Origin of the sequence: Rhodococcus sp. NPDC078407 (genome assembly GCF_044542515.1) — a bacterium.
In the GTDB taxonomy this organism is placed as follows: domain Bacteria; phylum Actinomycetota; class Actinomycetes; order Mycobacteriales; family Mycobacteriaceae; genus Rhodococcoides.
Window position 1 is genome coordinate 114,474 of sequence record NZ_JBITUQ010000008.1, and the last position, 24,031, is coordinate 138,504.

A 24,031-nucleotide genomic window follows, 5' to 3' on the forward strand; every position below is an offset into this window, starting at 1 on the left:
TAGAAAGCGGAATTCGTGCGACCCTCGAATGGTGCTGATGTTGCCAGTGGGACGCAAGAGCAAGAAGCGAACTCGATCCGCCGCGGTGGTGACGGCCGCCGTAGTGGGGTCGATGCTGCTGACGGGAACGTCGGCCCAGGCTCTGCCGGGCAATTCGGGATCGGCCGACGCGGCGGTGGGAGCGGTCGGGATTCACCAGGTGTCGGCCACCCGCGCAGTGCTGAACGTGTTCTCCCCGTCCATGAATCGCGTCATCTCCAACGAGATCCTGCATTCGCCGGGAGGCGGACCGGCCCCGAGCCTGATCCTGCTCAACGGCGCGCTCGGTAACGAGGACGGTGTGGGATGGCTCAACAATTCCGGCGTCGAACAGTTCTTTCTGGACAAGAACGTCACGGTCGTAGCACCCATCGGCGGACGGTTCAGCTTCTATACCGATTGGCAGACACCCGACCCGATACTGGGTAAGAACATGTGGCAGACCTACCTGACTCGCGAACTGCCTGCCGCCGTCGACGCCGCCTACGGATCCAACGGCCGACGCGGGGTGGCGGGCCTGTCGATGAGTGGTGGCCCGGCACTGGATCTGGCGATCCAGGCACCGGATGTGTTCGACGCCGCCGCGTCGTTCAGCGGTTGTCCGTCACCGTCGAATCCGCTTGCCACTGCGGGTATCTCGGCGATGATCGCCGGCGGACTGAACAATCCCTTCAACATGTGGGGGTTGCCCGGAAGCCAGGGATGGCGCGACCACGATCCGTCCCTCAACGTCGAACGCTTGCGTGGAACCGCGGTCTACGTCAGCTCGTCTCGCGGAGCTCCGGGACCGGTGGACCGCATCCCGGAAGGAGCGATTCCACCGTTCGGCGGAATGGCGGTCGAAGCAATGGTGAATTACTGCACGTTGATCTTCGTCGACGCGCTACGACGAGCCGATGTGCCGGCGACGGTGTCCATGCGCGACGAAGGCGCACACACCTGGCCGCTGTTCGAGGATCAGCTGCGCGAGGCCTGGTTCACCACGTTGGCCCCGGCTCTCGGAACCAGGTGATTGCCCGAGACTGTCGCGGGTACTCCCAGATCACACCGACGCTCGATCACACCGACGAAGGGATGACGTACATGTCGAAAGACGATCTGCACAAGGGCGACAAGGTCGAATGGAACACCCATGGAACCAAGACCGAGGGAGAGGTGGTGGAGAAGATCACCTCCGAGACCGAAGCTGCGGGGCGAACCGTCAAGGCCTCGAAGGACGAGCCGCAGTACCGAGTCGAAAGCGACAAGTCCGGGAAGGACGCGGTACACAAGCCGGAGTCGCTCGACAAGAAGGACTGAACGGACACGGGCCGCGAACGCGCGCGCATTCGTCAGGTGCGCGCGATTTCGCGGCCTATTTCGCGCGCGTCCGGCAAACGCGCACGCGTTCGCGCCTCCGATGCAGCGCCGCCACCCCGATCAGGCCTGCGGCACCGAACGTTCCGCGCCCCAGCTCCGTTCGATGTACCCACGGATGCGGTCGATGTCCTCGGCCGGAATGCGCTCCGGTTCCCCGTTCTCGAGGGGATCGGTGTGGAAAATGTACAGCCGCGACGCGAATTGGTCGAAGGGCAGCGAACCTTCGCCTGCGCGCTCGCCGTTGCCTGCCGTTCCCACCACGACGCCGTCGCCCCAGTCCTGCCCGCTGTCGTTGTTCGGGTTGAAGAAGTAGACCCGCATGACGCCGTCCGGGTCGGTATTGACCCGCAGGATCGTGATGGCATGCCAGCCCACATAGCGTGCAGCACTGTCGGTTACGGCCACACCCGCAGGTTGCGGATGTATCAGCGGCTGATGCCCGTTGTACTCCGGGTGGTACGCGGCATAGAACTGGCGCAGGAATGCGTCCAGATCGACGATGTTGCCGGTGGCGACGTCGACGTCGATGTGGAACTCGCGTGCCGACCACCACCCGTGGAACTCCGGGTTGACCCACCGGTGCGGATCGCCAGGGCGATCCGCGCAGCGTCGAACCATCTCGGCGTAGATACGGTCGAGATGCGGAACCAACAACAGCGAAACCGGGTCGAGATCCACCGGATCGGAGGTCGCGACTCCGCTGACGCTGTCGGTGGACGAAATCGACTGCCCCTCGAAGTGCATGACGATTTCCTCGTCGCGCGCGGCCCACACCACCATCTGCAGCAGATAATCAGGATCGTTGTAGGCCCACATCGACAACGCGCGTGCCGACTGGCACGTCGGGTTGTCGCCCTGGCCGATACCGAGCGGTTGCCCGAGCATCGACAACAACCCACCCAGTAGACGCGACTGCGGCGCGGGTACGGGTCCGAACGAGGTATTCAATCGATCCTGCACTGCCGGTGCGAGTTTCAGTGATATCTGTCGCCACAACGACGGCACGATCGGCGGCTGATGAAGGATGCCGCGATCGAGCAGCAGTGCCAGTCCGTAGAGGCACTGCGCCGTTTCGGGAAACACCGTTTCTTCGATGAGGCGATGGACCAGTTCCGGATAACGCGTCAGGCAGGTGCGACCGGTGTCGGACAGGCCCAATGCCTCGGGGAGAACGTACGAGTAGTGATCGACGAGGTACTGCGTGAGCGTGGCGTGGTACGGCGAGACGAGTCCGGTGTCGTGCATCGCTCGCGCGAATCCGCGGGCCTCGAATTGCAAGGCCTCGACGTCCATCGCCTCGAGTCGAGACCGGTAGACCTCGACGCCCGGATCCTCTCGGCATGCATCGGTGGTGCCGAAGAGGGCCGTGATCAATCGATCCAGTCCTTGCCCGGAGGTGCCGAGATCCACCGTCGGATCGTCGCGATAGATCGCGATGCGGGTGACCATCGCCTTGATGGTGTCCACCTGGATCGGGCGCTGTCGCAATATGCGCCAGATCTCCTCGAGCAACTCGTCGAGCACACTGTCGTAGCCGATCTGCTGGGCGACGTACCCGAACAGGTCACGAATGAGATGTGCGGTGCGGCCCAAGCGAACTCGCTCCGACTCCGACGGCGGAGTGAACAGCACCTCGAGATTCAACGCGAGAACCTGCGACAGGAATCGCCGTGCGTCCTCCGCCGACACGGCCGGATGCTCGTACTCGCCCGCGACGATTGCGATCATGCGCAGTTCGCTGGTCGCCTCGAGCACTACGGTGTCGTCGTTACCGCTGCGCAGACTCGGACCCACGAATCCGGGAACGAGAATGTCGGGCTGCGCCCAATCGGTACCGGCGAACAACCCGGCACTCTCCAGCAAGTCGGCCCGCTCGCGGACTGCGCCGCAACCGCCGGGTTGCAACAGCACTCGATGCAATGCGTCGAGTACCCGACGTACCTTCGTGTTCTTGCTGAACTCGGGTGCGTCGGACAAGGCGTGCACCGCGTGGTCCAGTTGCGCCAACCGTGATGCCAACGCTTTGTCCACTGCAGAAGTCGCGTTTGTCGGTGCCGGCTCGCTCATCGTCTGCGTCGTGGGTTCGTGGTCGTTCCCGAGTTGCTGCTTCACACGTAGAAGTCCAGTTCTTCCTGATGCTTCAGCAAATCACGCATGACGTACGAATCCTCGCCGAAGAAGTACAGCAGTCCCCAGTGAGTACCGAACGCTGTTCTCTTGGTGACGGTTTCCTCGACCGGAGCAGACAGGTCGTTGGTCTCGTAGTAGTCGTGCCCGCTCGTCTCCTCCGGAATCTGCAGTTGGCTGACGACACGGCGTCGTGGATAGACACCGAAACACCCGGCTACACCGGTTGCATCGACGACCTCCTTCGGGAAGAAGGCGTCGATCTCCTCCTCCGTGGTCTTCGGGTCGAACGCCAGCGCGAGCCCCTGGTAGGCGTTGAACCCGTAAGCCCGCTCGAGGAGCTCGAACACCTTGAAACCCGGTGGGCGATAAGCAACTTCACCGAAGTACATTTCGCCGTCGCTGGTGACGAAGTACTCGGGGTGAATGAATCCGAACTCGATGTCGAAGGTCTTGATCAGCTTCTCGATCTGCACCGTGATCTGCTCGCGGTACTTCTCCAATTCCGGTGTCGCAGGCACGAACACCGAGTATCCGAGGGTGACGTACTCCGAGATGTTGAGGAACTTGATCTTGCCGTTGTGAATCCATGCTTCGACAGCGAACTCCCAGCCGTCGAGGTGCGATTCCATCAGGGCCGGAAATTCCTCGTCGGGAATGGAGTCGACCTCGTCAGGGGTACGAATGACGCGGTGGCCGAGGCAACCGGCCTTGTCGAAGGCCTTGACGTGAATCGGGTCGTTGGGATCGCCGTCGAGCTTGAGCAGTGTCTGATTGACACGTTTGAGGAAACGGATGACGTCCTCGCGGTCGTGGGCTTCCTCGAAGATGCCCACCCGAATGCCGCCGAGCTGAGCACGGCGCTTCATCAAGGACTTGTCGCGCAACAGCATTGCCTGACCGAACAGGCGTGGGTTGCCGAGCAACACCGAGTTGATGGCACCGGCCCACTCCACTGTCTCTTCGTACAACGGAATCGCGACATCGACACCCTTGGCCTGAAGGGTTTCGGCTATCTCCAGCGAGCGATCGTTGAGTCGCTCGAAGTTCCACGGCAGGTACGGAATGTCGTGCTCGGTGCAGTACGCCTCGGCCCATTCCGGGGCGACGACGACGTAGCGCCTATCGAACTTGTCCAGTGCTTCCACCGCGGCCAAACTCCACCCCAGTAGGGCCACGAAACCCTTGTTCGGATCCTTCTCCAGCCTGTCTGGCCGAGCCATGAAGTTCCTTCCCCTAGATCATTCTATGGTCGAGGTCCTTCGCTCCACCGTACAGAGGTGGTTCCGATCCTTCGGCACCCCTGTTTTCGATTGTCGATCTCGAACCTGCCGTACGCAGGAGTTCGGTACCGTGATCGTCGGCAGTACGGTACGCACCCACCAGCAACGAGGAGCGCGAGATGACGGTCGACAAAACCGGTGCCGAGGTCGAGATCAGCCAACAAGCAGATCGTTTCACGGTCTCGGTCGAGGGCACACAGGTCGGCTTCACCGAGTTCGCCGACGACGAGGACGGCCGACGCATCTTCTTCCACACCGAGGTGGACGCGGCTTACGGCGGACGAGGGCTGGCCACCATTCTCGTGCAGCAGGCTCTCGACGCCACCCGAGCCGACGGCAAGCGCATCGTTCCGATCTGCGAACTGGTCGCGGCCTTCGTGGGCAAGCATTCGGAGTACGAGGACAGCGTCGACCGGCCCACCGACGAGATCCGGCAGTGGCTGGCGGACCGACGGGGCTGACGGCGGGAATAGCTACTACCACCGTCGGGTTGTAGCCGTCGTAGTAGTTGCAGAGTCAACTACCCTGCCGAAAGGGAAGCCATGCCCGCAGTGACGGTCGACAACATCCTCGCGTTACCCCGCATACCCATGCCCGACGCCACCGCCGTCCCGCGGCCCGTCCGGTCCGTCACGACGGCACCGACGGGGTACGAGGGCGAGGGCTTCCCGGTTCGTCGCGCATTCGCCGGATTGGACATGTCCTCCCTCGACCCGTTCATCCACATGGATCAGATGGGCGAGGTGAATTACGCGCCCGGCGAGCCGAAGGGCACGCCGTGGCATCCGCACCGCGGATTCGAGACCGTCACGTACATGATCGACGGCATCATGGAGCACGAGGACTCTCACGGTGGTGGCGGCATCATCAGCGGCGGCGACACCCAGTGGATGACGGCCGGCGGGGGCATCCTGCACATCGAGGCTCCGCCGGAGCATCTGGTGCTCTCCGGCGGGCTGTTCCACGGTGTTCAGCTGTGGGTCAATCTGCCGCGGGAGAACAAGATGGCGCACCCGCGCTACCAGGACATCACCGGGAGCAAAGTGGCTCTGGCGTCGAGTCCCGACGGCGGCGCGCTGGTTCGCGTCATCGCGGGTGAGATCGCGGGCATGCAGGGACCGGGATCGACATACACGCCAATTGCGCTCTCGCACAGCACGATCGCACCGGGGGCCGCGCTGACGTTACCGTGGAACAGGGACTTCAACGCTCTTGTCTACGTTCTCGCCGGCGAGGGCACCGTCGGTGCGGACAAGCGCCCGATCCGGCTGGGGCAGACCGCGTTGTTCGGCCGCGGCGACACCATCGAGATGTCGGCCTCGGCGGTGGGGGAGTCGTTGGAGGTGTTCGTTCTCGGTGGAAAGCCGATCCGTGAGCCGGTCGCGATGGCCGGTCCGTTCGTGATGAACACCAAGTCCGAAGTGCTGCAGGCATTCGAGGACTATCAAGCCGGTCGACTCGGCGTCCCCGTCGAGTGATCCGCTCGGCCGTGCAACGATCTTCTGCATGAGCCAGGCAGAACCCCGACTTCGTAGAACACGGCTGTATCGTCGATTGGTCACCCGCGCCGACGGCCCACTGGAGCCGGCGCGGGCGGCGACGAGGCTCTCCGCCTACGTGTACGGAAACATTCTCGTGCTGGCGGCGGTCGCCGCGTCCACTCCCGGTTCCATCGAGCACGGAACCGCCGCCATCCTGGTTCTGGCCACAGCCGGAACGACGTTTCTGGCTCACGTGTTCGCAGACTTCGTCGCCGAAAGCGAGATTCCGGAAGCGCACGGGGACGCGACGCAGGAACAGCGGAAATTCAAGGCGCTGCAGGAATTACGCGATGCACTTCCGATTCTCAGTTCCGGCACCGTCCCGGCACTGATGCTGGCCCTCGGCTGGTTGTCGGTGCTCCCGGCGCAGTGGGCGGAACTGCTGGCCGGCGGCGTGATCGTGGTGCGTATCGCAACGATTCAGATCATCACCGAGCGAATTCGCGGCAACGCGTTGACTTTTCGAGCGTTTCTGGGTGGCCTGGCCACCGCAGTGGTTGCGGCGCTCATCGTGCTGGCGAAGGTGTTTCTGGGCCACTAGCTTCCGAACTCGGCGTACAGTTCCGGCAGGAATCCGGCGAGATGATTCATCTCCTGCCCGCAGTGCATCAGAAGATCGCGGGCGAGATCGAGCCCGAGTGTCAGGTCCGTCGGGTCCACCGACGCCCCGCGTCGGACGGCGCATGCAGCCTGTTTCACGTCGGGCATGTGCAGCCCGCGCGAGTTCAGGTGAAAGCGGCTGCGCATCTCGGCACCGCCATCGACGGGGCGAACCTGGTGGGCCAGCCAGCCGAGGTCCACGGGGGCGATGGAGCTCCCCACTCGACCGAAGACGATCGTCTGGTCCGCCGGGACCACGAATCCGTGCGCCACCGGGTCGCGGAAGCCGATGCCCAGTTGCTGCAACTTCGGACCGACGTACTCGTCCACGAAGGACGTGTTGCCGATGTACTTGGCCCTGTTCGGAACAGGCTGTGCCGTACGGTCCTCCGCGAGGTCGGCGTACAGGTGCGCATCGGGGTGCCACAGTTTGTAGCGGGCGGCTTCGGCGGAATGCCAGCCGAACCACCAGTCCCACATCGCCGCCGTCACCCGCGGCATCACGGTACGGACCGCCACGAACGTCACGCCGTCGGCTCTCTGCCCGTATCCGGTCTCGACGTCGGAATATCCGACGGGGGCCAGATCGGTTGTGATCGAGTCGAATCCGGGAATCGAGTCGGGCGAGATCGGCGGGCCTGAGCAGGCGTCGACCACTGCTGTCGGTGCCGGAGCGGTTCGCTGTGCCATGTAGTGGGCGTACGGCCGGTCCCGATCGGTGTCCCGATACCCCGCGTACCGCTCACCGCACAGGTCGGCAGACCCGACCACCGGTGCAGCGGCCGCCCTGGCGGCCGACCCGAGGACGGTTGCGGCCACGGCTGCTGCTGCGCCCACGACAACCTGACGCCGCGTCGGCCTCGGACTCATGAAGGCCTCGAACTCAACATCTGTTGAGCCTAGGTCGTGGGCTCGGAGTATGTCAACGACGTGGCAGTAGACTGCCCGGCATGAGTCCGGCCACTCCCAAGGACGACGCCTCCAGAGTGCGGCGGCGCGACGAGATTGCGTCAGCAGCGATCGAGGTGCTGGCCACCAAAGGCTTTCGCGGGCTGACGCACCGGGCGGTGGACGAAGCAGCAGGCCTCGGCCCGGGCTCGGTGAATTACCACGCGCCCACTCGAAGTCGATTGCTGCACCTGGCCCTGGGGCAACTGTTCGCCCGAGACTTCGAGATTGCGGGAGCAACGTTCGGCAGCCTGGTCGACATCAAACCTCTCACCGTGGACATCGTGGTGAGCCGCATCGCGGACTTCATCCAGGCAATGACGACCGGTGACGCAGCCAAGCGGGTGATTGCCCGGGTCATCATGCTCGGCGAGGCGCAGCACGATCGCGAGGTGCGCGAGTTGTTCGATACTCAGCGCGGTGCATTGGTCACCTACACCCAGTGGATCGTTGCCTCGCTCGACTCCCAGGACCCGCAAGCCGAGGCCGAGACGCTGGTCGTGATGATCGAAGGTCTGATACAGCGGCAGGTCCTCATCGGATCACGCCTGCCCCGGTCGATGGTGGAGCAAATGCTGCGCACGATCGTGCAATCCTCGCCCCTGATCACGGGCTGATTGCGCGTGGGTCCTCAGCCGAGCAGTGAGTTCCGCTCGGTGTGCGTGAACGTGAAGATCGACGCGCCGAAGCTGAGCATCGCCGTGAGCAGCAGAACCTGCGGGCCGGTGATGACGACGCCGATGAACGCTCCGACCATCCCACCCAGCGCGAACGACCCGAGAAGTGCTGTGTAACTCAGCCAGTCGTAGCGGGTCCCGCCGCCGAACAGGTGCCGCTCGATGCCTTGGCCGAGTTTGACCAACGTTCCGGTGACGTAGCTGAGGGGAATGTAGGTTTCCTCCTTCTTCGTGAACGCGGTGTTGAGCGCGCCGAGAGCGAAGGCCACCAACAGAATCGGGTAGAAGTTCACGTTGGCCGACGACCAACCGGTGATCGCGATGTCGATCAGCGCCGCTGCCGCGAGTGCGATGGTGGTCAGCACGGTTGCCCCATGCGGGTGGTTCGCCCAATAACGTCGTCGGCAGATCGAGGAGATCACCACGCCCGCAAGAAACGACGCCATCAGGGCCAACGCAGCCCACGGCGACGCGCCGGGTGCAACCTCTTTGCCGTCCGGGTGTCCGAAGTGGCCCACTACTGCCCGTTCGGTGTTGCCGGTCATGAAGGTCACGAAGTAGCCGGCGGAGTGCAGAAATGCCACTGCGCCCACCATGCCCGCGAGACCGGACAGGATCCAGGACAATCGGGCTTCTGCACCGACGGCCGTCTCGCGGTCGATCGACAAGGGGGAAGTCATACTTCGATTCTCCGGACGCAGGGCGAACCGGCAAATCTTTGAGTGGTCGGTCACATAACCGACGGTGCATTCGTATTCGCGACCATTCCGCGATGCATCACCCTGTTTCCCACGACCCCGCTGTGATCGGCGCGGTGCATCACACATCGGTTGTCCCACATCACCAGATCGCCGGGGGCCCACGCATGCTGCATGACGTTCTCCGCCCGAGTGGAGTGCTCGAACAGGTATTGGATCGTGTCGTGCGCCTCCGCGGAGTCCATCCCGCTGATCGCGACGCAGCGGGCGGGTGCCGACAGCGCGAGGGCGGTACGGCCGGAGATGGGATGTACCGCGAACAGTGGATGGTCGGCAGACGAATCGGTGTCCGACGCCACTCCGGTCACCCGATGCGTCACCGTGCGTCCCGCGAGGTTCTCCTTCACCGCCGAGGGCAGCGTCTCGTACGCCGTGTACTGGTCGCTGAACTGGGTGCTGCCGCCCGCTGTCGGTACACAGACCGCACGTAATGCCGTGTAGGCGGGAGGATTCGGCACATAGGTCGTATCGACGTGGAAGGTCGACTTCGGTGGGGTGGTGCGCCCGACATTGCTCACGACATTCAGGTCGGAAAATCCTGGGACCGGAGTCTCACCCTCGGTGAACATCAGGTCGCCGAACCGTCGGAGAAAGTCGAGGAATTGCTGATCGTCGATCTCCTGCTCGCGCAGGATCACTACGCCGTGTTCGGCCAGCTGCGTCCGTAAGTAGTCGACCGATACCGAGTTCGGATCCAGACCGCGAATCTCCTTGCCCAACGTCATGACGACAGCTCCTTCACTGACAGTTGTTCGAGGGCGTGCGCGAACAGACGGTTGACCGTGACGTCTGCTGCTGCGGCCATCACCGCGAGCACGCTCGAGGGCGAGTACGAGCAATAGAGACCGGCTTCGAGGAACCAGGGCTTCCCGTCCGGATCGATGCGAAAATCGAACAGCCCGTAATGGCGGCAGCCGAGCGCCCGGTAGCTCGATCGTGCTGCAGCCCATACCACCTCGGTGATGGGGTCCGAGGTATCGACGATCCACGCCTTGGTCTGCTGCTTCGCGACGAGGTACAGATCCCCGTCCGCGGTCCGATTCAACTTGTCGGCACTCGTCCGAACGGAGTCGACGGCGTACTCCTCGAGTGGCAGGCACACCAATTCCCCGTCCACCGCGATGATGCCGCACCGGACTTCGCGTCCGAGCGGGATGTACGACTCCACCAATGCCGCAGTCGAATACGACAGTGCGCCGTGGATCGCCGACGGGAGTGAGTCGAGGTCGCGGACGAGAGTGACCCCCATCGAGTTGTCCGAATCGACGGGCTTGACGACGACGGGCAGAACGACGGGCACATCGTGATCGACGTTTTGCCCGCTGCGTACCACCACGCCGGCGGGAACGGCGACTCCGGCTGCGGCGACGACGGCACGAGCAAGTGCTTTGTCCGCCGTCATGGCCATGAGGTCGGAGGTGTTGCCCACGTACGGCACCTGCATCAGATCGAACAGGCTGCGGTAGAGCGTCATTCCGGGCACGCAGAACATCTGCGGCACCATGACGTCGAAGTTCCAGGCGGACATGACATCCACCGCCTGAGCCAAGGACATCTGCGGTGCCGCAGCCACACTCGCGGAGTCGATCGCATCGGGAAAGCTCCACCGCCCGCCCGGGGACACGAATGCCACCTCGATGTCGTACGCGGGATCGCTGCCGAACACGTCGAGAAAACCTTGCGCGTACACCCGAGACAGATCGCAGTGGAATTCGTCCACCGAGGATCCGACGAGCACCAGCACCGACAGTGTCATCAGTCGCCTCCGTTCTCCACGAGCTTGCCGATGTTGAAGTCGATACGAGACCACCCGCGGCGCGAGCGCAGATTTCGGAGCAGTAGCGACGGAATCTGCAGATGGTGCACCAGGAGGTACGGCAGCGGATCCCACCCCGTGAGGATGGCGTCCGTGCCCTCGACGATGCTGCGGAGTCGAGACCCCCGTTCGCCCTCGGTGATCAGACGCCACAGCTCGTGGTAGATCCAGTACGTCGGCCTGGCCGTCGGACGCGGCACGATCACCGAGTGGTCGTCGAGATACGCGGCAGCAAGGTCGGGGTGGTCGTAGAACATCGTGATCGCCGAGTGAGTGCGCGGATTGCACTCGATGGCGTAGACCCGGCCGTCGGCGGCGGACTCGATGAAGTCGAACGAGAGTTGCCCCGTGACATCCAAGGAAGCGACGAAAGTCTCGACCCAGCGCAGGATCTCGGGCTTGTCGACCATCTCGTAGTTGACCTGGAACGCCGACGAGACGCAGCAGCCGTACACCTGCAGCCGCCCGTCGCGCACCGTACCGTGCGTGCAGTACTCCTGACCGGCGATGAATTCCTGCAGAATCCACGGGTCGTCTTCGGTGATGTGCAGGCTGCGCGCGAAAGTGGAGTTGCGCTCCGGTGTCTGCGCGCTCAGGCGGGTCAGATCCATTCGGCCGACAGGGTTGTACGAGATCCGCTTGAGGATGTACTCGCGACCCGGCAGAAAGTCGAATTCCTCGATCTGGGCGGGGTCGGTAATGCGCTGGAAGTCGGGAACAGCAAGTCCCAATGATGCAGCGTGCTCGGAGAACCGGGACTTGTCGTCCACCATGCGCACGACGTCTGCGTCGCCGTGGATCACCTCGCAGTGTGCATCGAGGAGTGCGCGTGCATCCGCGTCGTGAATACTCGCCGCCGGACTCGCAACCGGGACGAAGACGTCGACGTTCTCGCGTCGAACGATCTCCACCAGGGCCTGCGCGTAGTCGGGGTCACCGGGATCGGGAACACAGAAGAAGCGGTCGACAGCGCGGGAGAAACGGTGGCCCGTCCACCGGTACTTCGCCGACTCCACCAAGATCACTCGATGCCCGGCGAGATGGAAGGATCGGGCGAGTTGCAGCGCCTTGCTCATCTTCCCGCCGCTGATCAGAACCGTTCTGGGTGAGTCGGTCGAAGATGTGACAGGCCGGGCACCGCGCAACGCCGCCACCCCCACCGCCGCAAGATCGACGGGGAGGGTGACTGCGAGGCCGATGAGCGCGGCGACGGTTCGGATCATGTGCGCCTGATGAGGGTCACACCGTCGCGCAGAGGAATCAGAACCTGCTCCACGCGTGGATCGTTCGAGACGTACTCGTTGAATTCGGCGATGGCCCGGCCGTTCTCGCTCGGTTGGGCCGCATAGGGCTGGCCCTGCAGCAGGGTGTTGTCCACGGCGATCACAGCGCCGTCCGCAAGTAGGTCACTGCCCAGCAAGTGCTCCACATACGCGCGGTACCCGGTCTTGTCCGCGTCGATGAAGACCAGGTCGAACGGTCCTTCGAGTCGACGAAGGGTGTCCAGCGCCGGCCCGACCTCCACCGTGATTGCCGATCCTGCAGCCGATTCCGCGAAGCAGGATTGTGCGAACTCGGCCACGTACGGATCCACCTCGCACGCGACGACCTCGCCACCCGGCGGAAGAGCTTCGGCCATCGCCAATGCCGAATACCCGGTGAACATGCCGATCTCGAGCACCCGCGTTGCTCGGGTCATGCGCACGAGGAACGCCAGGAAGCGTCCCTCCACGTGACCGGAGAGCATCTCCATCTCCAGGGGCCCGGAACCAGAGACCACGTCACGTGATCTCCAGTCCGCCGAACGGGTCCGCGACGCCAGCGTGGACAAGGCGGCGGATTCGGAGGTGGTGCAGGTGTCGAGATACGGGTCGAGTCCCGCAGCCAGATCGCGGGCTCGATGGACGCGGGTGACCAACTCGTCGGACACCGCGGTGTCGGCGTCGAGCAGGGCCGCCAGTTCTTCGAGTTCGCGCGCCAGAATGGTGGTCGGGGTGACCGGTCGTGGAGACGCAGTCACGGCGTCGGTGCGGTGAACATGTCCAGGCCCTCGCCGGCCCGCGGGAACTCGAGGCAGATCTTCTTGTGCAGTGTCAACACATCCGCCAGCTCGTTCGCGTCGAGATCGTTGAGGAAACGGCACGTACCGATCGGGTCGGGGACGGCGGCACGAAGAATGCCGTCACGAGTCTTGAGAATCGATGCCGTTGCCTCGGAAAGCAACTCGGGTGTGAGGAACGGGCTGTCGAGTGCCAGTCCGATGCTGCTCATGACGCCCAACACCCGATCACGATCGGCAGTGGACAGATGGCCGCGCTGTTCGGCGACGGTGGTGGACAGCGCCATGTCGATGTTGATGGCGTGACCGTGGAAGAACGGCGCGGGCGGCGTCAGCTCGAGCGTCGGGCTCCACGTGTGACCGAAGGCGATGACGCGATCGAGGTCGATCTCGTGGAGGTTGGGTGCCTCGAGTTCGAGCATCGTCGCGATCGCGGAATACGTCAGTTTGTCTGCGACCGAACGTAGTTCGGCAGTACCGTCGAGGTGACCGAACCGAGTGCGCAGCAATTCCGGGCCGTATTGCTCGAGCATCTCGAAGATCTCGAGGTTGCCGACGACGGAGATCTTGATCAGTTCCGCCATGCCGTTGCGCACCTGGTCCTCGGGCAGAGTGCCGAGGAACGAAAAGTCGAGCAGCACTTTCTGCGACGCGTGGTACGCACCGAGGCGGTTCTTGTGCTTGCCGTAGTTCACAGCCACCTTGATGGACACGCTTGCGTCGATCAGGCCGATGAGCGTCGTGGGAATGCGGATGTAGGGAGTGTTGCGCCGGTAGCTGGCACAGGCGTAACCCGCTACATCCGTGGTCAATCCACCGCCGACTACCAGTACCGGCTCGGTGCGGACCAAACCGAAGGCGTCGAACTCACCCACGATGCGCTCGAAGGTCTCGAGGGACTTCGCGGTCTCGGCGATCTGCACCGGGACCACCGTCAGAGCGATCTCGTGATGATCGAAATACGCGCGGATTCGTTCTCCGTAGATTTCGTGGACCGACTCGTCGACCACCATCAGAGCGCGTCCGTACGGACGGTAGCTGTCGGCCAGTTCGGTGTTCTCGAGAGCGAAGACACCGTCGACGTAGATCAGGTCGTATTCGATCTTTTCGTATCCTTCGACACGAAATGACCTGTCCCCGGCGATGACCTGGGCCTGAAGATTGCTCACAATTGCTCCTGGGGTGGATGAAGGGTCAGGCTGAAATCAGAGCGCGGACGCGCTCGGGATCGAGTGCATCGACGGTGTCGGCTGCGGAGTCGAACGTGGTTCCTGCGGTGTTCTCGTTGGGGAAAGCGACGCAGGTGATGCCCGCAGCAGCTGCTGCGGCCGCGCCGCCGGCGTTGTCCTCGATCGCCACGCTGTCGGATGCGTTTTCGCCCAGGGTCTTCAAGGCGTACTCGTACGACGCGGGGTCGGGCTTGCCTGCGTCCACCGAGGAGGCGTCGACGATGACGTCGAACGAGTCGGCGGTGAGTTCCGGACTCAGGGCGGCCAGCAACGCGTCGATGTTCTCGCGGGACGTGGTGGTCACGAAGCCCACCTTGAGGCCGTTCGCCTTGGCGGAGTCGATCGTGTCGGCGACGCCGGGACGAGTCTTCACGTCGGATTCGCCGATCAGGCGTTGAAAGATCTCCGACTTGGTGGCGTGTATCGCCGCGGCGTCGACCTCGGTTCCCGTATCGGACGCGTATTCGCTGATCCGATCGGCACCACCGTTCGACCCGAGCATGGAACGGTAGTCCTCACGAGACCAGTTCCAGTTCAGATCGTGGGCCGCGAAGGCCTCGTTGAACGAGCGACGTTGCAGTTCGGACGTGTCGACGAGGGTGCTGATCGAGCCGAACAGAATTGCGGACATGGGTGCCTTTCGGGCGAGAGACTCTTGACCGGTCGATGTCTCGCGCATGCGCGATGGGGGAGTTGGTTCGGGGGGTATGCCCCATCGGTACCGAACGGGAAACCTTCGAATTTCCTACGGCCCGGCGGCCCGTCCGACGCGGTGGACCGGGGCAGCCAGAACCGTCGGTGTCGATCGTCCTCGCAACGTCACCGACGCGCCTGTCTCCCAGTGCCGTCTCTCGTCGTCCGATGCGTGGCCGAGCACCTTCGACGCGGTGAGGACGTCGGTGTTCGGGTCGTCCTTCGCGAGATCGGTGAGCCGGGCCGCCTGGTTCACGGTGTCGCCGATGACGGTGTACTCGAACCGGGATTCGGCCCCGATGTTTCCCGCGATGACCGGGCCGTACGTGACGCCGATGCCGATCTCGAAGCCGCCGTCGGAGGCGAGGGCGGCGGCGAGGGTGCGTGCGGTTCGCAGTGCCGCCGTGGCGGGATCGGGGTGATCGACCGGAGCGCCGAAGATCAGCAGAGCTGCATCGCCCTCGAACTTGTTGACGAAGCCGCCGTGTCGTTCGCCGTGCTCGACGACCACTGCGAAAAACTTGTTGAGCAGTTCGACAACCGCCTCGGCGGACTCTCTCTCGGCCATTGCCGTCGAACCCACGAGATCGATGAACAGCACCGCCACTGTCCGGTTCTCGCCGCCGAGGCGGGGAGGCTCGCCAACGCTCGCTGTGCCACGTCGTGGCCGACGTGTCGACCGAAGAGTGAACGCAGGCGTTCTCGCTCGTCGAGGCCGACCACCATCTTGTTGAATCCGTTCTGCAGTCGCCCGATCTCGGAGGCGTCGTATACGTCGACGCGGATGTCCGTGGCCCCGCTCTCGACTCGCTGCATGGCCGTGCTGACTTGCTGCAAAGGATCGGACACCGATCGACCGACCAGGAACATGCCGCCGAATCCGACGGTCAGGGCTATCGCAGACAACGACACCATCGCGGGGGACAGGTCGACATCGGGCGGGATGACGGTATCGATCAGCCTGCCGAGTCCGATGAGGCCGAGACCCAGGATGGGGATGGCAGTACTGAGGACCCAGATGAGGACCACTCGTAGTTTGACGCCCAGTGCCGCGGCGTCGGTGACCTGGCTGACCTCCATCACGGCCGCGGTGAACGGCCGAAGGGTGCGTTCGGCCACCAGGTAGCCGAGCGAGCAGGTCGCCAGGCCGCCGAAGCTGACGGCGATGGCGACGATGATGGACAACGCTGCTCCGGCCGATGCATTGACCGCAACGAACACTGCGACGCCGAGCGCCCAGAGCAGAACGTGGACGCCGAGCTGACGCAGCGGCAGTCGCACGATGGCGATCGCGGTGTCGTCCGAGGGGATTCCGCCGGTGTGCAGCCACTGCACCAATGGCGCTGCTACTCGGAGTCCGAGTGCTATCCCCATGGCGATCGCGACCGGCAGATAGACGAAGAACGCCAAGTAATTCCTGTCCGAGAGGATCTCTTCGGATTCGACCGGCAACGGGAGGATGAAGCGGGCCAATACGAACACGATGACTGCCCCGATGGCGTTGGCCGACACCATGCCCGCCGCGTACAGGCGTGTAGGAGTTCGAGTGAAGGCGGATCGGAGAGCGGCGATCACCGGTGGTTCTGACGTGTTCTGCACGGTCGAACTGTAGGTGTCGGCGACAGAAATTCAGTCCTTTTTAACCCGAGAGACTATCTGTGAGCGTGAGTACCTGGTAATCTCCGTAACAGTTAACTGCTCCTGTTCGACGACGGAAGGAATTACGGCGATGACCAGCACACTCTCCAGGAACGACGTTCTCGAGCCGGAGGATGTTTCGGCGCGTTTGCTCGACTCTGCCGCTCAACTGTCGTACGACCCGGCCGACGAGGTCGACTGGGATGCCGATCTCGATCCGTCCCTCTACGGCCTCAATCCGGAGTGGAGCACGCTCTACGGCACGAAGCTGTGGGACGAGATGAGCGAGGCGCAGCGCATCACGCTCACCCGCCACGAGGTCTGCTCGATCATGAGCACCGGCATCTGGTTCGAGATGATTCTGCAGCAGATGGTGCTGCGCGATCAGTACTGCAAGGACTCGTCGAACTCGGACTTCCAGTTCGCGCTCACCGAGATCGCCGACGAGTGCCGTCATTCGATCATGTTCGCCCGCGCTTGCCAGAAGATGGGCATCAAGGCATACCTGCCGCGTCGATCGAGCATCGAACTCGGCCGTGGCTTCAAGGCTCTCGCGTCCGCCGAGGTCGCCTACGGCGGCATTCTCGTGGCCGAAGAGGTCCTCGATGTCATGCAGCGTGACTGGATGCGCGGCGAGAACGTGTTGCCGCTCGTGCGCACCACCAGCAAGATTCACGTCGTCGAAGAATCGCGACACATGACCTTCGCGCGCGCGCAGATGCGTGAGGAGATCGCCGAGAAGAGCCCGGCTCGCCGCAAGGCGAGCGCGCTCGTCGTTGCGATCGCCGCGCGAATGATCGTGTCCAACATGGTCAACAAGGAGGTCTACGCAGCAGCGGGCCTCGACGTCGACCGCGCGGTGAAGGAAGCGAAGAACAACGCTCATCACCACACGATGATGCGCACCTCGAGCGAGCACCTGATGGCATTTCTTCTCGAGTGCGGTTTGATCACCAAGCCGGCCGAGATGATCTACCGTCGTCTGCACATGCTCTGACCACACTGTTCGAGAAAATACTTTTCGAGGCCGTGAAGGACATTCGATAAACCATGCCGTTCGCGATCACGCAGAACTGTTGCAACGACGCATCCTGCTTGTCGGTGTGCCCGGTCAACTGCATCCATCCGACGCCCGACGAGCCGGACTTCGGTAAGACCGAACTGCTCTACATCGATCCGCGCTCGTGCATCGACTGCGGTGCGTGTGCCGATGCATGCCCGGTGGACGCGATCACCCGGGTGTCGCGATTGACGCCCGATCAACAGATCTACGCGGACATCAACGCCGATTACTACAAGGACAAGCCCGCGGTGGCGGAGTGGGGCGCACCTCGGTTCCCGGTGTCGACGGTCAACGATCTGCCGCCGATCGATATCGCGATCGTCGGGACCGGGCCGGCCGCCTGCTACACCGCGCAAGCGCTGCTCAGGGTCCCGGGAACCAGGATCACGTTCTACGACAGGCTGCCTACCGCGGGCGGTCTCGCTCGCTACGGCGTCGCCCCCGACCACCTCGGTACCCGACGTATCAGCGAGCACTTCCGTGGGATTTTCGCGCATCCCCGGGTGACGATGAAACTCGGCGTCGAGGTCGGCAAGGATGTCGACCACGTCGAACTGGCCCGAAAGTTCGATTCGGTGGTGTACGCCGTCGGTGCCGACAAGGATCGAGCGCTCGAGATTCCCGGTATCGACCTCGATGGATCTGTCAGTGCGCGCACCCTGGTGGGCTGGTACACCGGCCATCCCGACGTTCCCGCCGACGCCATCGACCTCACCGGCGTCGAGCGAGTGACCATCATCGGCAACGGCAACGTCGCCCTCGACGCCGCGCGGATTCTCACGGCCGACCCGGATCGTCTGGACGGAACCGAAATCGCTCCGCACGCGTTGGCCGAGCTCCGTCGCAACCGAGTGCGTGAAGTGGTCGTCTTGGCCAGGCGGGGACCGGAGTTCGCCGCATTCACGCGATCGGAGTGCAAGGCGCTGGTCGATCGCGTCGGCGTCGATGTCGTCGTGGCAGGGCCGGACGGAATTCTCGACGCGATCGACCGACTTCCCCTGTCTGCTCCCGCGTCGGCTCTCGCTGGGGCGCAGCGCGTCGATCTCGGCTCTCGGGCAGGAGTGGAACCCGCGGAACGACCCGGAAACACAGCAGGAGTGGAGCCCGCGGAACGACCCGGAAACACAGCAGGAGTGGAGCCCGCGGAACGACCCGGAAACACAGACGGCCCCCGTATCGTCTTTGCATTCGGCCGGGCTCCCTCGGCCGTGCACGGAAGCGGATCGGTGGAGTCCATCGAGGTGGGTGTCGGCGAACACTCGGTCACTCTCCCGACCGAGCTGGTGCTGCTCGCGATCGGCTATCGCGGAACCCCATCGCCGGGCATTCCGTTCGACGACATCACCGGCACCATCCGCAACGATCGTGGACGCATCACTGCTGCCGACGGCACTCCGGTGCCGGGCTGCTACGTGGTCGGATGGGCCAAACGAGGTGCCAGCGGCGGCATCGGCGACAACAAGATCGATGCCGAGGAAACGGCAGAGGCGCTGCTGGCCGACGTACCCACGCGGGGCTCGGCTCGTCCTCTCGGGTGGTACGGGAAAGTCAGTGCCGCTCTGGGTGACAGGGTTTCCAGAACACGCTGAACGGTCGGTATTTCGCAGTTCTGTTCACATTGTGTAGCAGTCTGATTCGAGTCTTGGCGATTCGTACGCACGGCGAGCTTCTCGGAGTTACCGTTGAGTATGGCTGAACGGGGGGCCAAGCCCCAGGTTTCTTTTGTAAGACGGACGATGCTGCGCGCAGTCCGATTATTGTTCAATCCGCTCCGGCCTGACGACTACCTGTCGATGATCAACCCGCTGTGGACCACGCGCGAACTTCGGGGGAAGGTCGAGCGGGTGGTTCCCGAGGGTTCGGAAGCCGTCTCGGTGTACATCCGTCCCGGTTTCGAGTGGCAGGGTCACACGCCGGGACAGTACGTGCGGCTCGGGGTGCTCATCGACGGCCGCTATCACTGGCGGGCGTACTCGTTGACGTCCGATCCCGATCCAGAAGACGGATTGGTCAGCGTCAGCCCCAAGCTGGTGCCGTCCGGGACGGTGTCGCCGTATCTGGTGGGCACCATCAGAACCGGTGACATCGTGCGGCTCAGCGAGGTCGAGGGCGAGTTCACGATTCCGAATCCGGTTCCGGACAAGATGGTGTTCATCAGTGCCGGCAGTGGCATCACGCCGATCATCAGCATGCTGCGCGCCCTCGATCATCACGACCAAGTGCGAGACGTGGTCGTGGTGCATTCGGTGCACGACCGTGAACAGTTGATGTTCGCGGACACGCTGAAGAAATTGGAAGCCAAGCACAAGGGGCTGACGGTCAAGCTGCGTATCACCAGCGACGAGGGCCGGATGAAGGCGTCCGAACTGGACGAACTGGTCCCGGATTGGCGTGAGCGCGAAGCATTCTGCTCCGGTCCGGGTGAGCATCTGGACGATCTGCGCTCGTTCTGGAAAGACCAGGGTGAGTCGGATCGGTTCCACTACGAAAGTTTCCAGCCGGTCATCGGTGGCGGAGACGACGCTGGTGAGGGCGGTACCGTTCGCTTCATCAACAGCGGCAAGGACGTCGAATGCGACGGCGGCACAACGATTCTCGCCGCCGGCGAAGAAGCCGGCCTGGATCTGACGTACGGCTGCCGAATCGGCATCTGCCACACCTGCGTAGGTACCCTGAAGAAGGGGCGTTTACGTGACCTACGTAACGGGGATATCTCCGAACCTACGGGGCAAGCGGTTCGGATCTGTGTCAACACTGCTGAGGGCGACATCGAAATCGAACTCTGATCTTCAATTCGAACAGGGGAATGTATGTCTATCGACGAAACCACCAGGCGCGGCACCGACACCGATGAGCCGGTGAATCCGCTGGCGCACCTGAGCGACGAGACGATCGCCGAACTCGCCAAGGAGTTCGACGCCATCCACGACGAGGTTTACTCCAGCCTCGGCGACAAGGACCGCAAGTACATCACGTCGGTGATCGCAGCACAGCGTCAGCTGCTGGTCGCCGGCCGCGTGCTGTTGCTCGGCTCCACCAGCAAGCCGGCGTGGCTGGCCGGCACCGCATGCCTCGGGATCGCGAAGATCCTCGAGAACATGGAGATCGGCCACAACGTCATGCACGGTCAGTGGGACTGGATGAACGATCCGGAAATCCACTCCTCCGTATGGGACTGGGACACCGCGTCCACCGCCAACTCGTGGAAGCACTCGCACAACTACGTGCACCACACGTACACGAACATTCGCGGCAAGGACAAGGATCTCGGTTACGAGATCATGCGTATCGACCCACGTCAGAAGTGGAGTCCCGTCTACCTGGCTCAGCCGTTCTACAACGTGCTGCTGATGGCCTTCTTCGAGTGGGGTGTCGCCCTGCACGACCTCGACATCGAGGCGATTCGTCGCGGCGAGAAGCCGGTGAAGGATCTGGTCGAAGACCTCAAGGGCATCGGTGTCAAGGCACGTAAGCAGTTCGTCAAGGACTACGTGGGCTGGCCGCTGATCAGCGCCGGGGCATTCGCGCTGGCTCAGCTCGCCTCGGGTGGTCGTCTGCCCGAGAGCAAGAGGTCGCGGCTCGCGTCCAAGCTGCGGGGATCCGCACGTTTCGGCAAGAGCCGCAGGACCGCGGCCCTGTTGGACAGTCGCTTCAGCGGTGTCGAGAGCACGTTCCTCTCGACGGTGGCGGCGAACTTCACTGCCAACATCATTCGTAACGTCTGGTCCAATGCCATCATCTTCTGCGGTCACTTCCCGGACCAGGCCTACACCTTCAGCCAGGAAGAGGTCGAGAACGAGACTCGCGGCGGCTGGTACGTCCGTCAGCTCGTCGGTGCAGCCAACATCGACGGCGGACCACTGTTCCACCTCATGAGCGGCAACCTGAGCTACCAGGTAGAGCACCACCTGTACCCGGACATGCCCAGCACTCGCTACTCGGACGTCGCTCCGAAGATCAAGGACATCTGCGAGCGCTACGAACTGCCATACAACACCGGGCCGTTCTTCCAACAATGGGGCATGGTGCAGCGGACCATCGCACGGTTGGCCTTCCCGGGCGGGAAGGTTCGGCCGAAGCCGGGCCCCTACCGTCCCGAGGAGAGCTGGCGTCGCAAGTTCTCCGACGGTGCCACCACCGACAGTGAGGCAGCCAAGACGCGTGGCCGTGTGCCCGCAGGTCACCCGGCGGCCGGCCCGGAGCACAACTCCGGCGGCGTCGACGTCGCACCACCGCCCCGCGGCGACGACTAGAACCTCGCTTGCTCGTAGCTGACACGAACCGCGGCCACCCGACTATCGGGTGGCCGCGGTTCTGCGTTGTGTCCGGTGTCTTGCCCGGTCGTGCGCTACTCCCAGAGCGCGGTCTCTACGGCCGCTCGGTGGGCTTGTTCGAGGAACGCCCGCAACAGGGCATCGGGGTTCTCGGATGCCCGCACCTCGGAGTAGGGCAGGACGTACTCTCCGAGCTCGCGGTCGAAATATGCCGGTGCGGCGACGGCCGGATGGCTGTCGTACCCCTCAGGATTGGGATAGGCATACGAATAGAACACGCCTTCGGTGGCCCCGCCCGGCCAGAATCCGGCGCTGGAGACCTCGTCGCTGTATGCCTCGTGCATCACCCAGTCCGCACAGTTCGGTACCCCGCCGGGATGTAGCGGCGCAGCTCGACCGGAGAACCGTGTGACGGCGAGATCGAAAGCGCCCCAGAAGAAGTGGACCGGGCTGGATTTACCGCGGAAGTCTGCGCGAAACTCCGAGAACACGCGATGTGCGCTGACGAGGGCACGCCAGAATCGCTCGATCGCATCCGCGTCGTACGAGGCATGTTCGACGTCCTCCGCGAACGGGGTCGCGTGCGCCAGCTCGACCGGCCGTCCCCGGATCGTCGCGTCGACCCCCAGTTGGGCGAGCAGGTCGGTGTATTCGGTGTAGAAGTCCGCGACGCTGCGGGGTTCGAGCTTCATGGACCGGCTCTGACCGTCGGTGGTGGTCAACACCAGTCGATGGGCGAGAAAGTCGAAACGGACTTCGAGCCCGCGGTCTCCGAGCGGCATCAGCGACGTCGTCAGTCCGGTCGCATCGACGTACAGCGCCACGCCCCACCAATGATTGAGGGCCGGCGACAGTGCCATTCGGGTCTTGCCGACTATCTGGGTCCACAGATGCACGGTGTCGCGGGTGTCCGACCAGTTCTCGATCGTCAGTTCCGGCCACCCGTCGTAAGAATCAGTCATGTGTCGATGATGCACGCAGAGTGGTGGTGAAGGCCACAGTCGATGTGTGATCGGCCTCAGGCGCACCTCAGGGTTCGACGGTAGCTTCGCTGCACACGGGCGAGACGCGCGTGTCAACGGTTCGGGAACCGGAGGTCAACGCATGTTCATGGACCACAACAAGGAAGTGTTCGACAGTGCGCGGGTGGCCGCTGCATACGTGGAGTACGCCGGGCCCACCGATGGGTTTCTCGACCGTGGTGAGGCAGCCGCTCTGGTCGCGGCCGCCGGGGTTGCACGTGGAACGCCGGTCCTCGATGTGGGCGTCGGCAGTGGCCGAACCACTGCGCTGCTGCGACTGCTCAGCGACCGCTACGTTGCGATCGACTACGCACCGAACATGATCGACAGCTTTCGTCGGAACTTCCCGGACCTGCCGGCGCATGTTGCCGACGCTCGCGATCTCACGGCCTTCACCGACGGTGAGTTCGGTTTGGTTGTGTTCAGCAACAACGGAATCGACACCGTGACACACGACGAGCGAGTTCGAGTACTCGCAGAATTTCACCGAGTTCTCGGTAAGTCCGGAACCTTGGTGTTCTCCACTCTCAACCGCAATGGACCGTCGTTCGGGGAAAGGCCGTTTCAGTTGAGCAGGCCGACCCAACGGTTCGTCTTCTCACCCAGGGCCGTCATGACGGCAATAGCCAGGAGACTGCTCGACCCCGCCGGAGTCGTTCGTAGCGTTGCCAATTGGTGGTCCGGGCGTTCGCGAGTCGTCGATCGCGGAACCTGGGCAGTCGCTCCGCTCGCTGCTCACGATTTCGCGCCGTTCATGCACTTCACCACGGTGTCGGACGTGCGGTCGCTGGTGACCGAAGCGGGATTCACGATCGCGGAAATTTTCGCCGACGACGGCTCGGTGGTGGCAGCCGATGCTATAGCGAGTTCGGCCGACAACTTCACGATCGTCGCGCGAAAGTAGC

The 24,031-nt window shown here is 63.5% G+C and carries 23 protein-coding genes and 1 pseudogene; 11 read left to right on the forward strand and 13 right to left on the reverse strand.

Annotated features, from left to right (window positions below):
* Positions 1 to 37: 37 nt before the first annotated feature.
* Together ACIGGF_RS11010 and ACIGGF_RS11015 are read left to right on the forward strand one after the other, a co-directional pair.
* On the forward strand, positions 38 to 1,051 hold the full coding sequence (locus ACIGGF_RS11010; protein WP_397521356.1) for an alpha/beta hydrolase: 1,014 nt from the start codon (positions 38 to 40) through the stop codon (positions 1,049 to 1,051).
* Between the two features lie 71 nt (positions 1,052 to 1,122).
* Complete coding sequence (locus tag ACIGGF_RS11015) at positions 1,123 to 1,338, forward strand: DUF2945 domain-containing protein (RefSeq protein ID WP_397521357.1); 216 nt, start codon at positions 1,123 to 1,125, stop codon at positions 1,336 to 1,338.
* A gap of 120 nt (positions 1,339 to 1,458) precedes the next feature.
* Here the strand turns inward: ACIGGF_RS11015 and ACIGGF_RS11020 are convergent, their stop codons facing one another.
* Together ACIGGF_RS11020 and ACIGGF_RS11025 are read right to left on the reverse strand one after the other, a co-directional pair.
* Positions 1,459 to 3,465, reverse strand: a complete 2,007-nt coding sequence (locus ACIGGF_RS11020; RefSeq protein WP_397521422.1) for a hypothetical protein — start codon at positions 3,463 to 3,465, stop codon at positions 1,459 to 1,461.
* A gap of 41 nt (positions 3,466 to 3,506) precedes the next feature.
* Entirely contained in the window at positions 3,507 to 4,748 is a 1,242-nt protein-coding gene (locus ACIGGF_RS11025) for an acetyl-CoA carboxylase biotin carboxylase subunit family protein (RefSeq protein ID WP_397521358.1), read from the reverse strand.
* A gap of 179 nt (positions 4,749 to 4,927) precedes the next feature.
* Here ACIGGF_RS11025 and ACIGGF_RS11030 point away from each other — a divergent pair, with 179 nt between their 5' ends.
* The 3 genes from ACIGGF_RS11030 (at position 4,928) to ACIGGF_RS11040 (ending at position 6,890) form a co-directional block, all read left to right on the forward strand.
* On the forward strand, positions 4,928 to 5,269 hold the full coding sequence (locus ACIGGF_RS11030; RefSeq protein WP_397521359.1) for a GNAT family N-acetyltransferase: 342 nt from the start codon (positions 4,928 to 4,930) through the stop codon (positions 5,267 to 5,269).
* Between the two features lie 81 nt (positions 5,270 to 5,350).
* The gene (locus ACIGGF_RS11035; protein ID WP_397521360.1) at positions 5,351 to 6,286 is read left to right on the forward strand and encodes a pirin family protein; all 936 of its coding nucleotides are present in this window, start codon (positions 5,351 to 5,353) and stop codon (positions 6,284 to 6,286) included.
* 28 nt (positions 6,287 to 6,314) lie between these two features.
* Positions 6,315 to 6,890 carry a hypothetical protein gene (locus ACIGGF_RS11040; protein ID WP_397521361.1) on the forward strand — a complete coding sequence of 192 codons (576 nt, stop codon included), beginning with the start codon at positions 6,315 to 6,317 and terminating at the stop codon, positions 6,888 to 6,890.
* On the opposite strand, the gene ACIGGF_RS11045 is transcribed toward ACIGGF_RS11040, so the two are convergent.
* Positions 6,887 to 7,819 carry a DAPG hydrolase family protein gene (locus tag ACIGGF_RS11045; protein WP_397521362.1) on the reverse strand — a complete coding sequence of 311 codons (933 nt, stop codon included), beginning with the start codon at positions 7,817 to 7,819 and terminating at the stop codon, positions 6,887 to 6,889. The two genes, ACIGGF_RS11040 and ACIGGF_RS11045, sit on opposite strands and share 4 nt — an antisense overlap.
* An 80-nt stretch (positions 7,820 to 7,899) precedes the next feature.
* Here ACIGGF_RS11045 and ACIGGF_RS11050 point away from each other — a divergent pair, with 80 nt between their 5' ends.
* Positions 7,900 to 8,514 carry a TetR/AcrR family transcriptional regulator gene (locus tag ACIGGF_RS11050; protein WP_397521363.1) on the forward strand — a complete coding sequence of 205 codons (615 nt, stop codon included), beginning with the start codon at positions 7,900 to 7,902 and terminating at the stop codon, positions 8,512 to 8,514.
* A gap of 14 nt (positions 8,515 to 8,528) precedes the next feature.
* Here ACIGGF_RS11050 and ACIGGF_RS11055 read toward each other — a convergent pair whose 3' ends face one another.
* From ACIGGF_RS11055 to ACIGGF_RS11095, 9 genes and pseudogenes are all read right to left on the reverse strand, one after another.
* On the reverse strand, positions 8,529 to 9,254 hold the full coding sequence (locus ACIGGF_RS11055) for a YoaK family protein (protein WP_397521364.1): 726 nt from the start codon (positions 9,252 to 9,254) through the stop codon (positions 8,529 to 8,531).
* 50 nt (positions 9,255 to 9,304) lie between these two features.
* Positions 9,305 to 10,057: a TauD/TfdA dioxygenase family protein gene (locus tag ACIGGF_RS11060; protein WP_397521365.1), complete on the reverse strand. Its 753-nt coding sequence runs from the start codon at positions 10,055 to 10,057 to the stop codon at positions 9,305 to 9,307.
* Positions 10,054 to 11,088, reverse strand: a complete 1,035-nt coding sequence (locus tag ACIGGF_RS11065) for a D-alanine--D-alanine ligase (protein ID WP_397521366.1) — start codon at positions 11,086 to 11,088, stop codon at positions 10,054 to 10,056. Before ACIGGF_RS11065 ends, ACIGGF_RS11060 begins: the two co-directional genes overlap by 4 nt.
* Positions 11,088 to 12,371 carry an ATP-grasp enzyme gene (locus tag ACIGGF_RS11070; protein WP_397521367.1) on the reverse strand — a complete coding sequence of 428 codons (1,284 nt, stop codon included), beginning with the start codon at positions 12,369 to 12,371 and terminating at the stop codon, positions 11,088 to 11,090. Before ACIGGF_RS11070 ends, ACIGGF_RS11065 begins: the two co-directional genes overlap by 1 nt.
* Positions 12,368 to 13,168 (reverse strand): O-methyltransferase, encoded by an 801-nt coding sequence (locus ACIGGF_RS11075; RefSeq protein WP_397521368.1) that lies wholly within the window; start codon positions 13,166 to 13,168, stop codon positions 12,368 to 12,370. Before ACIGGF_RS11075 ends, ACIGGF_RS11070 begins: the two co-directional genes overlap by 4 nt.
* On the reverse strand, positions 13,165 to 14,376 hold the full coding sequence (locus tag ACIGGF_RS11080; protein ID WP_397521369.1) for a sedoheptulose 7-phosphate cyclase: 1,212 nt from the start codon (positions 14,374 to 14,376) through the stop codon (positions 13,165 to 13,167). Before ACIGGF_RS11080 ends, ACIGGF_RS11075 begins: the two co-directional genes overlap by 4 nt.
* Positions 14,377 to 14,401: 25 nt before the next feature.
* Positions 14,402 to 15,067, reverse strand: coding sequence for an HAD-IA family hydrolase (locus ACIGGF_RS11085; RefSeq protein ID WP_397521370.1), 666 nt, complete (start codon positions 15,065 to 15,067; stop codon positions 14,402 to 14,404).
* Positions 15,068 to 15,181: 114 nt separating this feature from the next.
* Positions 15,182 to 15,697: an adenylate/guanylate cyclase domain-containing protein gene (locus ACIGGF_RS11090; protein WP_397521371.1), complete on the reverse strand. Its 516-nt coding sequence runs from the start codon at positions 15,695 to 15,697 to the stop codon at positions 15,182 to 15,184.
* 155 nt (positions 15,698 to 15,852) lie between these two features.
* Positions 15,853 to 16,644, reverse strand: a pseudogene (locus ACIGGF_RS11095) (HAMP domain-containing protein); the annotation flags it as partial.
* Positions 16,645 to 16,858: 214 nt separating this feature from the next.
* Here ACIGGF_RS11095 and ACIGGF_RS11100 point away from each other — a divergent pair.
* The 4 genes from ACIGGF_RS11100 (at position 16,859) to ACIGGF_RS11115 (ending at position 22,083) form a co-directional block, all read left to right on the forward strand.
* On the forward strand, positions 16,859 to 17,764 hold the full coding sequence (locus ACIGGF_RS11100; RefSeq protein ID WP_397521372.1) for a diiron oxygenase: 906 nt from the start codon (positions 16,859 to 16,861) through the stop codon (positions 17,762 to 17,764).
* 53 nt (positions 17,765 to 17,817) lie between these two features.
* Entirely contained in the window at positions 17,818 to 19,419 is a 1,602-nt protein-coding gene (locus ACIGGF_RS11105) for an FAD-dependent oxidoreductase (protein ID WP_397521373.1), read from the forward strand.
* 99 nt (positions 19,420 to 19,518) lie between these two features.
* Complete coding sequence (locus ACIGGF_RS11110) at positions 19,519 to 20,616, forward strand: ferredoxin reductase (RefSeq protein ID WP_397521374.1); 1,098 nt, start codon at positions 19,519 to 19,521, stop codon at positions 20,614 to 20,616.
* Positions 20,617 to 20,640: 24 nt separating this feature from the next.
* Complete coding sequence (locus ACIGGF_RS11115) at positions 20,641 to 22,083, forward strand: fatty acid desaturase family protein (RefSeq protein WP_397521375.1); 1,443 nt, start codon at positions 20,641 to 20,643, stop codon at positions 22,081 to 22,083.
* Positions 22,084 to 22,178: 95 nt separating this feature from the next.
* On the opposite strand, the gene ACIGGF_RS11120 is transcribed toward ACIGGF_RS11115, so the two are convergent.
* A complete protein-coding gene (locus ACIGGF_RS11120; protein ID WP_397521376.1) occupies positions 22,179 to 23,066 on the reverse strand; it encodes a DUF5996 family protein in 888 nt (295 codons plus the stop codon).
* Between the two features lie 46 nt (positions 23,067 to 23,112).
* Between ACIGGF_RS11120 and ACIGGF_RS11125 the strand changes: the two genes are divergently transcribed.
* A complete protein-coding gene (locus ACIGGF_RS11125) occupies positions 23,113 to 24,030 on the forward strand; it encodes a class I SAM-dependent methyltransferase (RefSeq protein WP_397521377.1) in 918 nt (305 codons plus the stop codon).
* Position 24,031 lies beyond the last annotated feature (1 nt).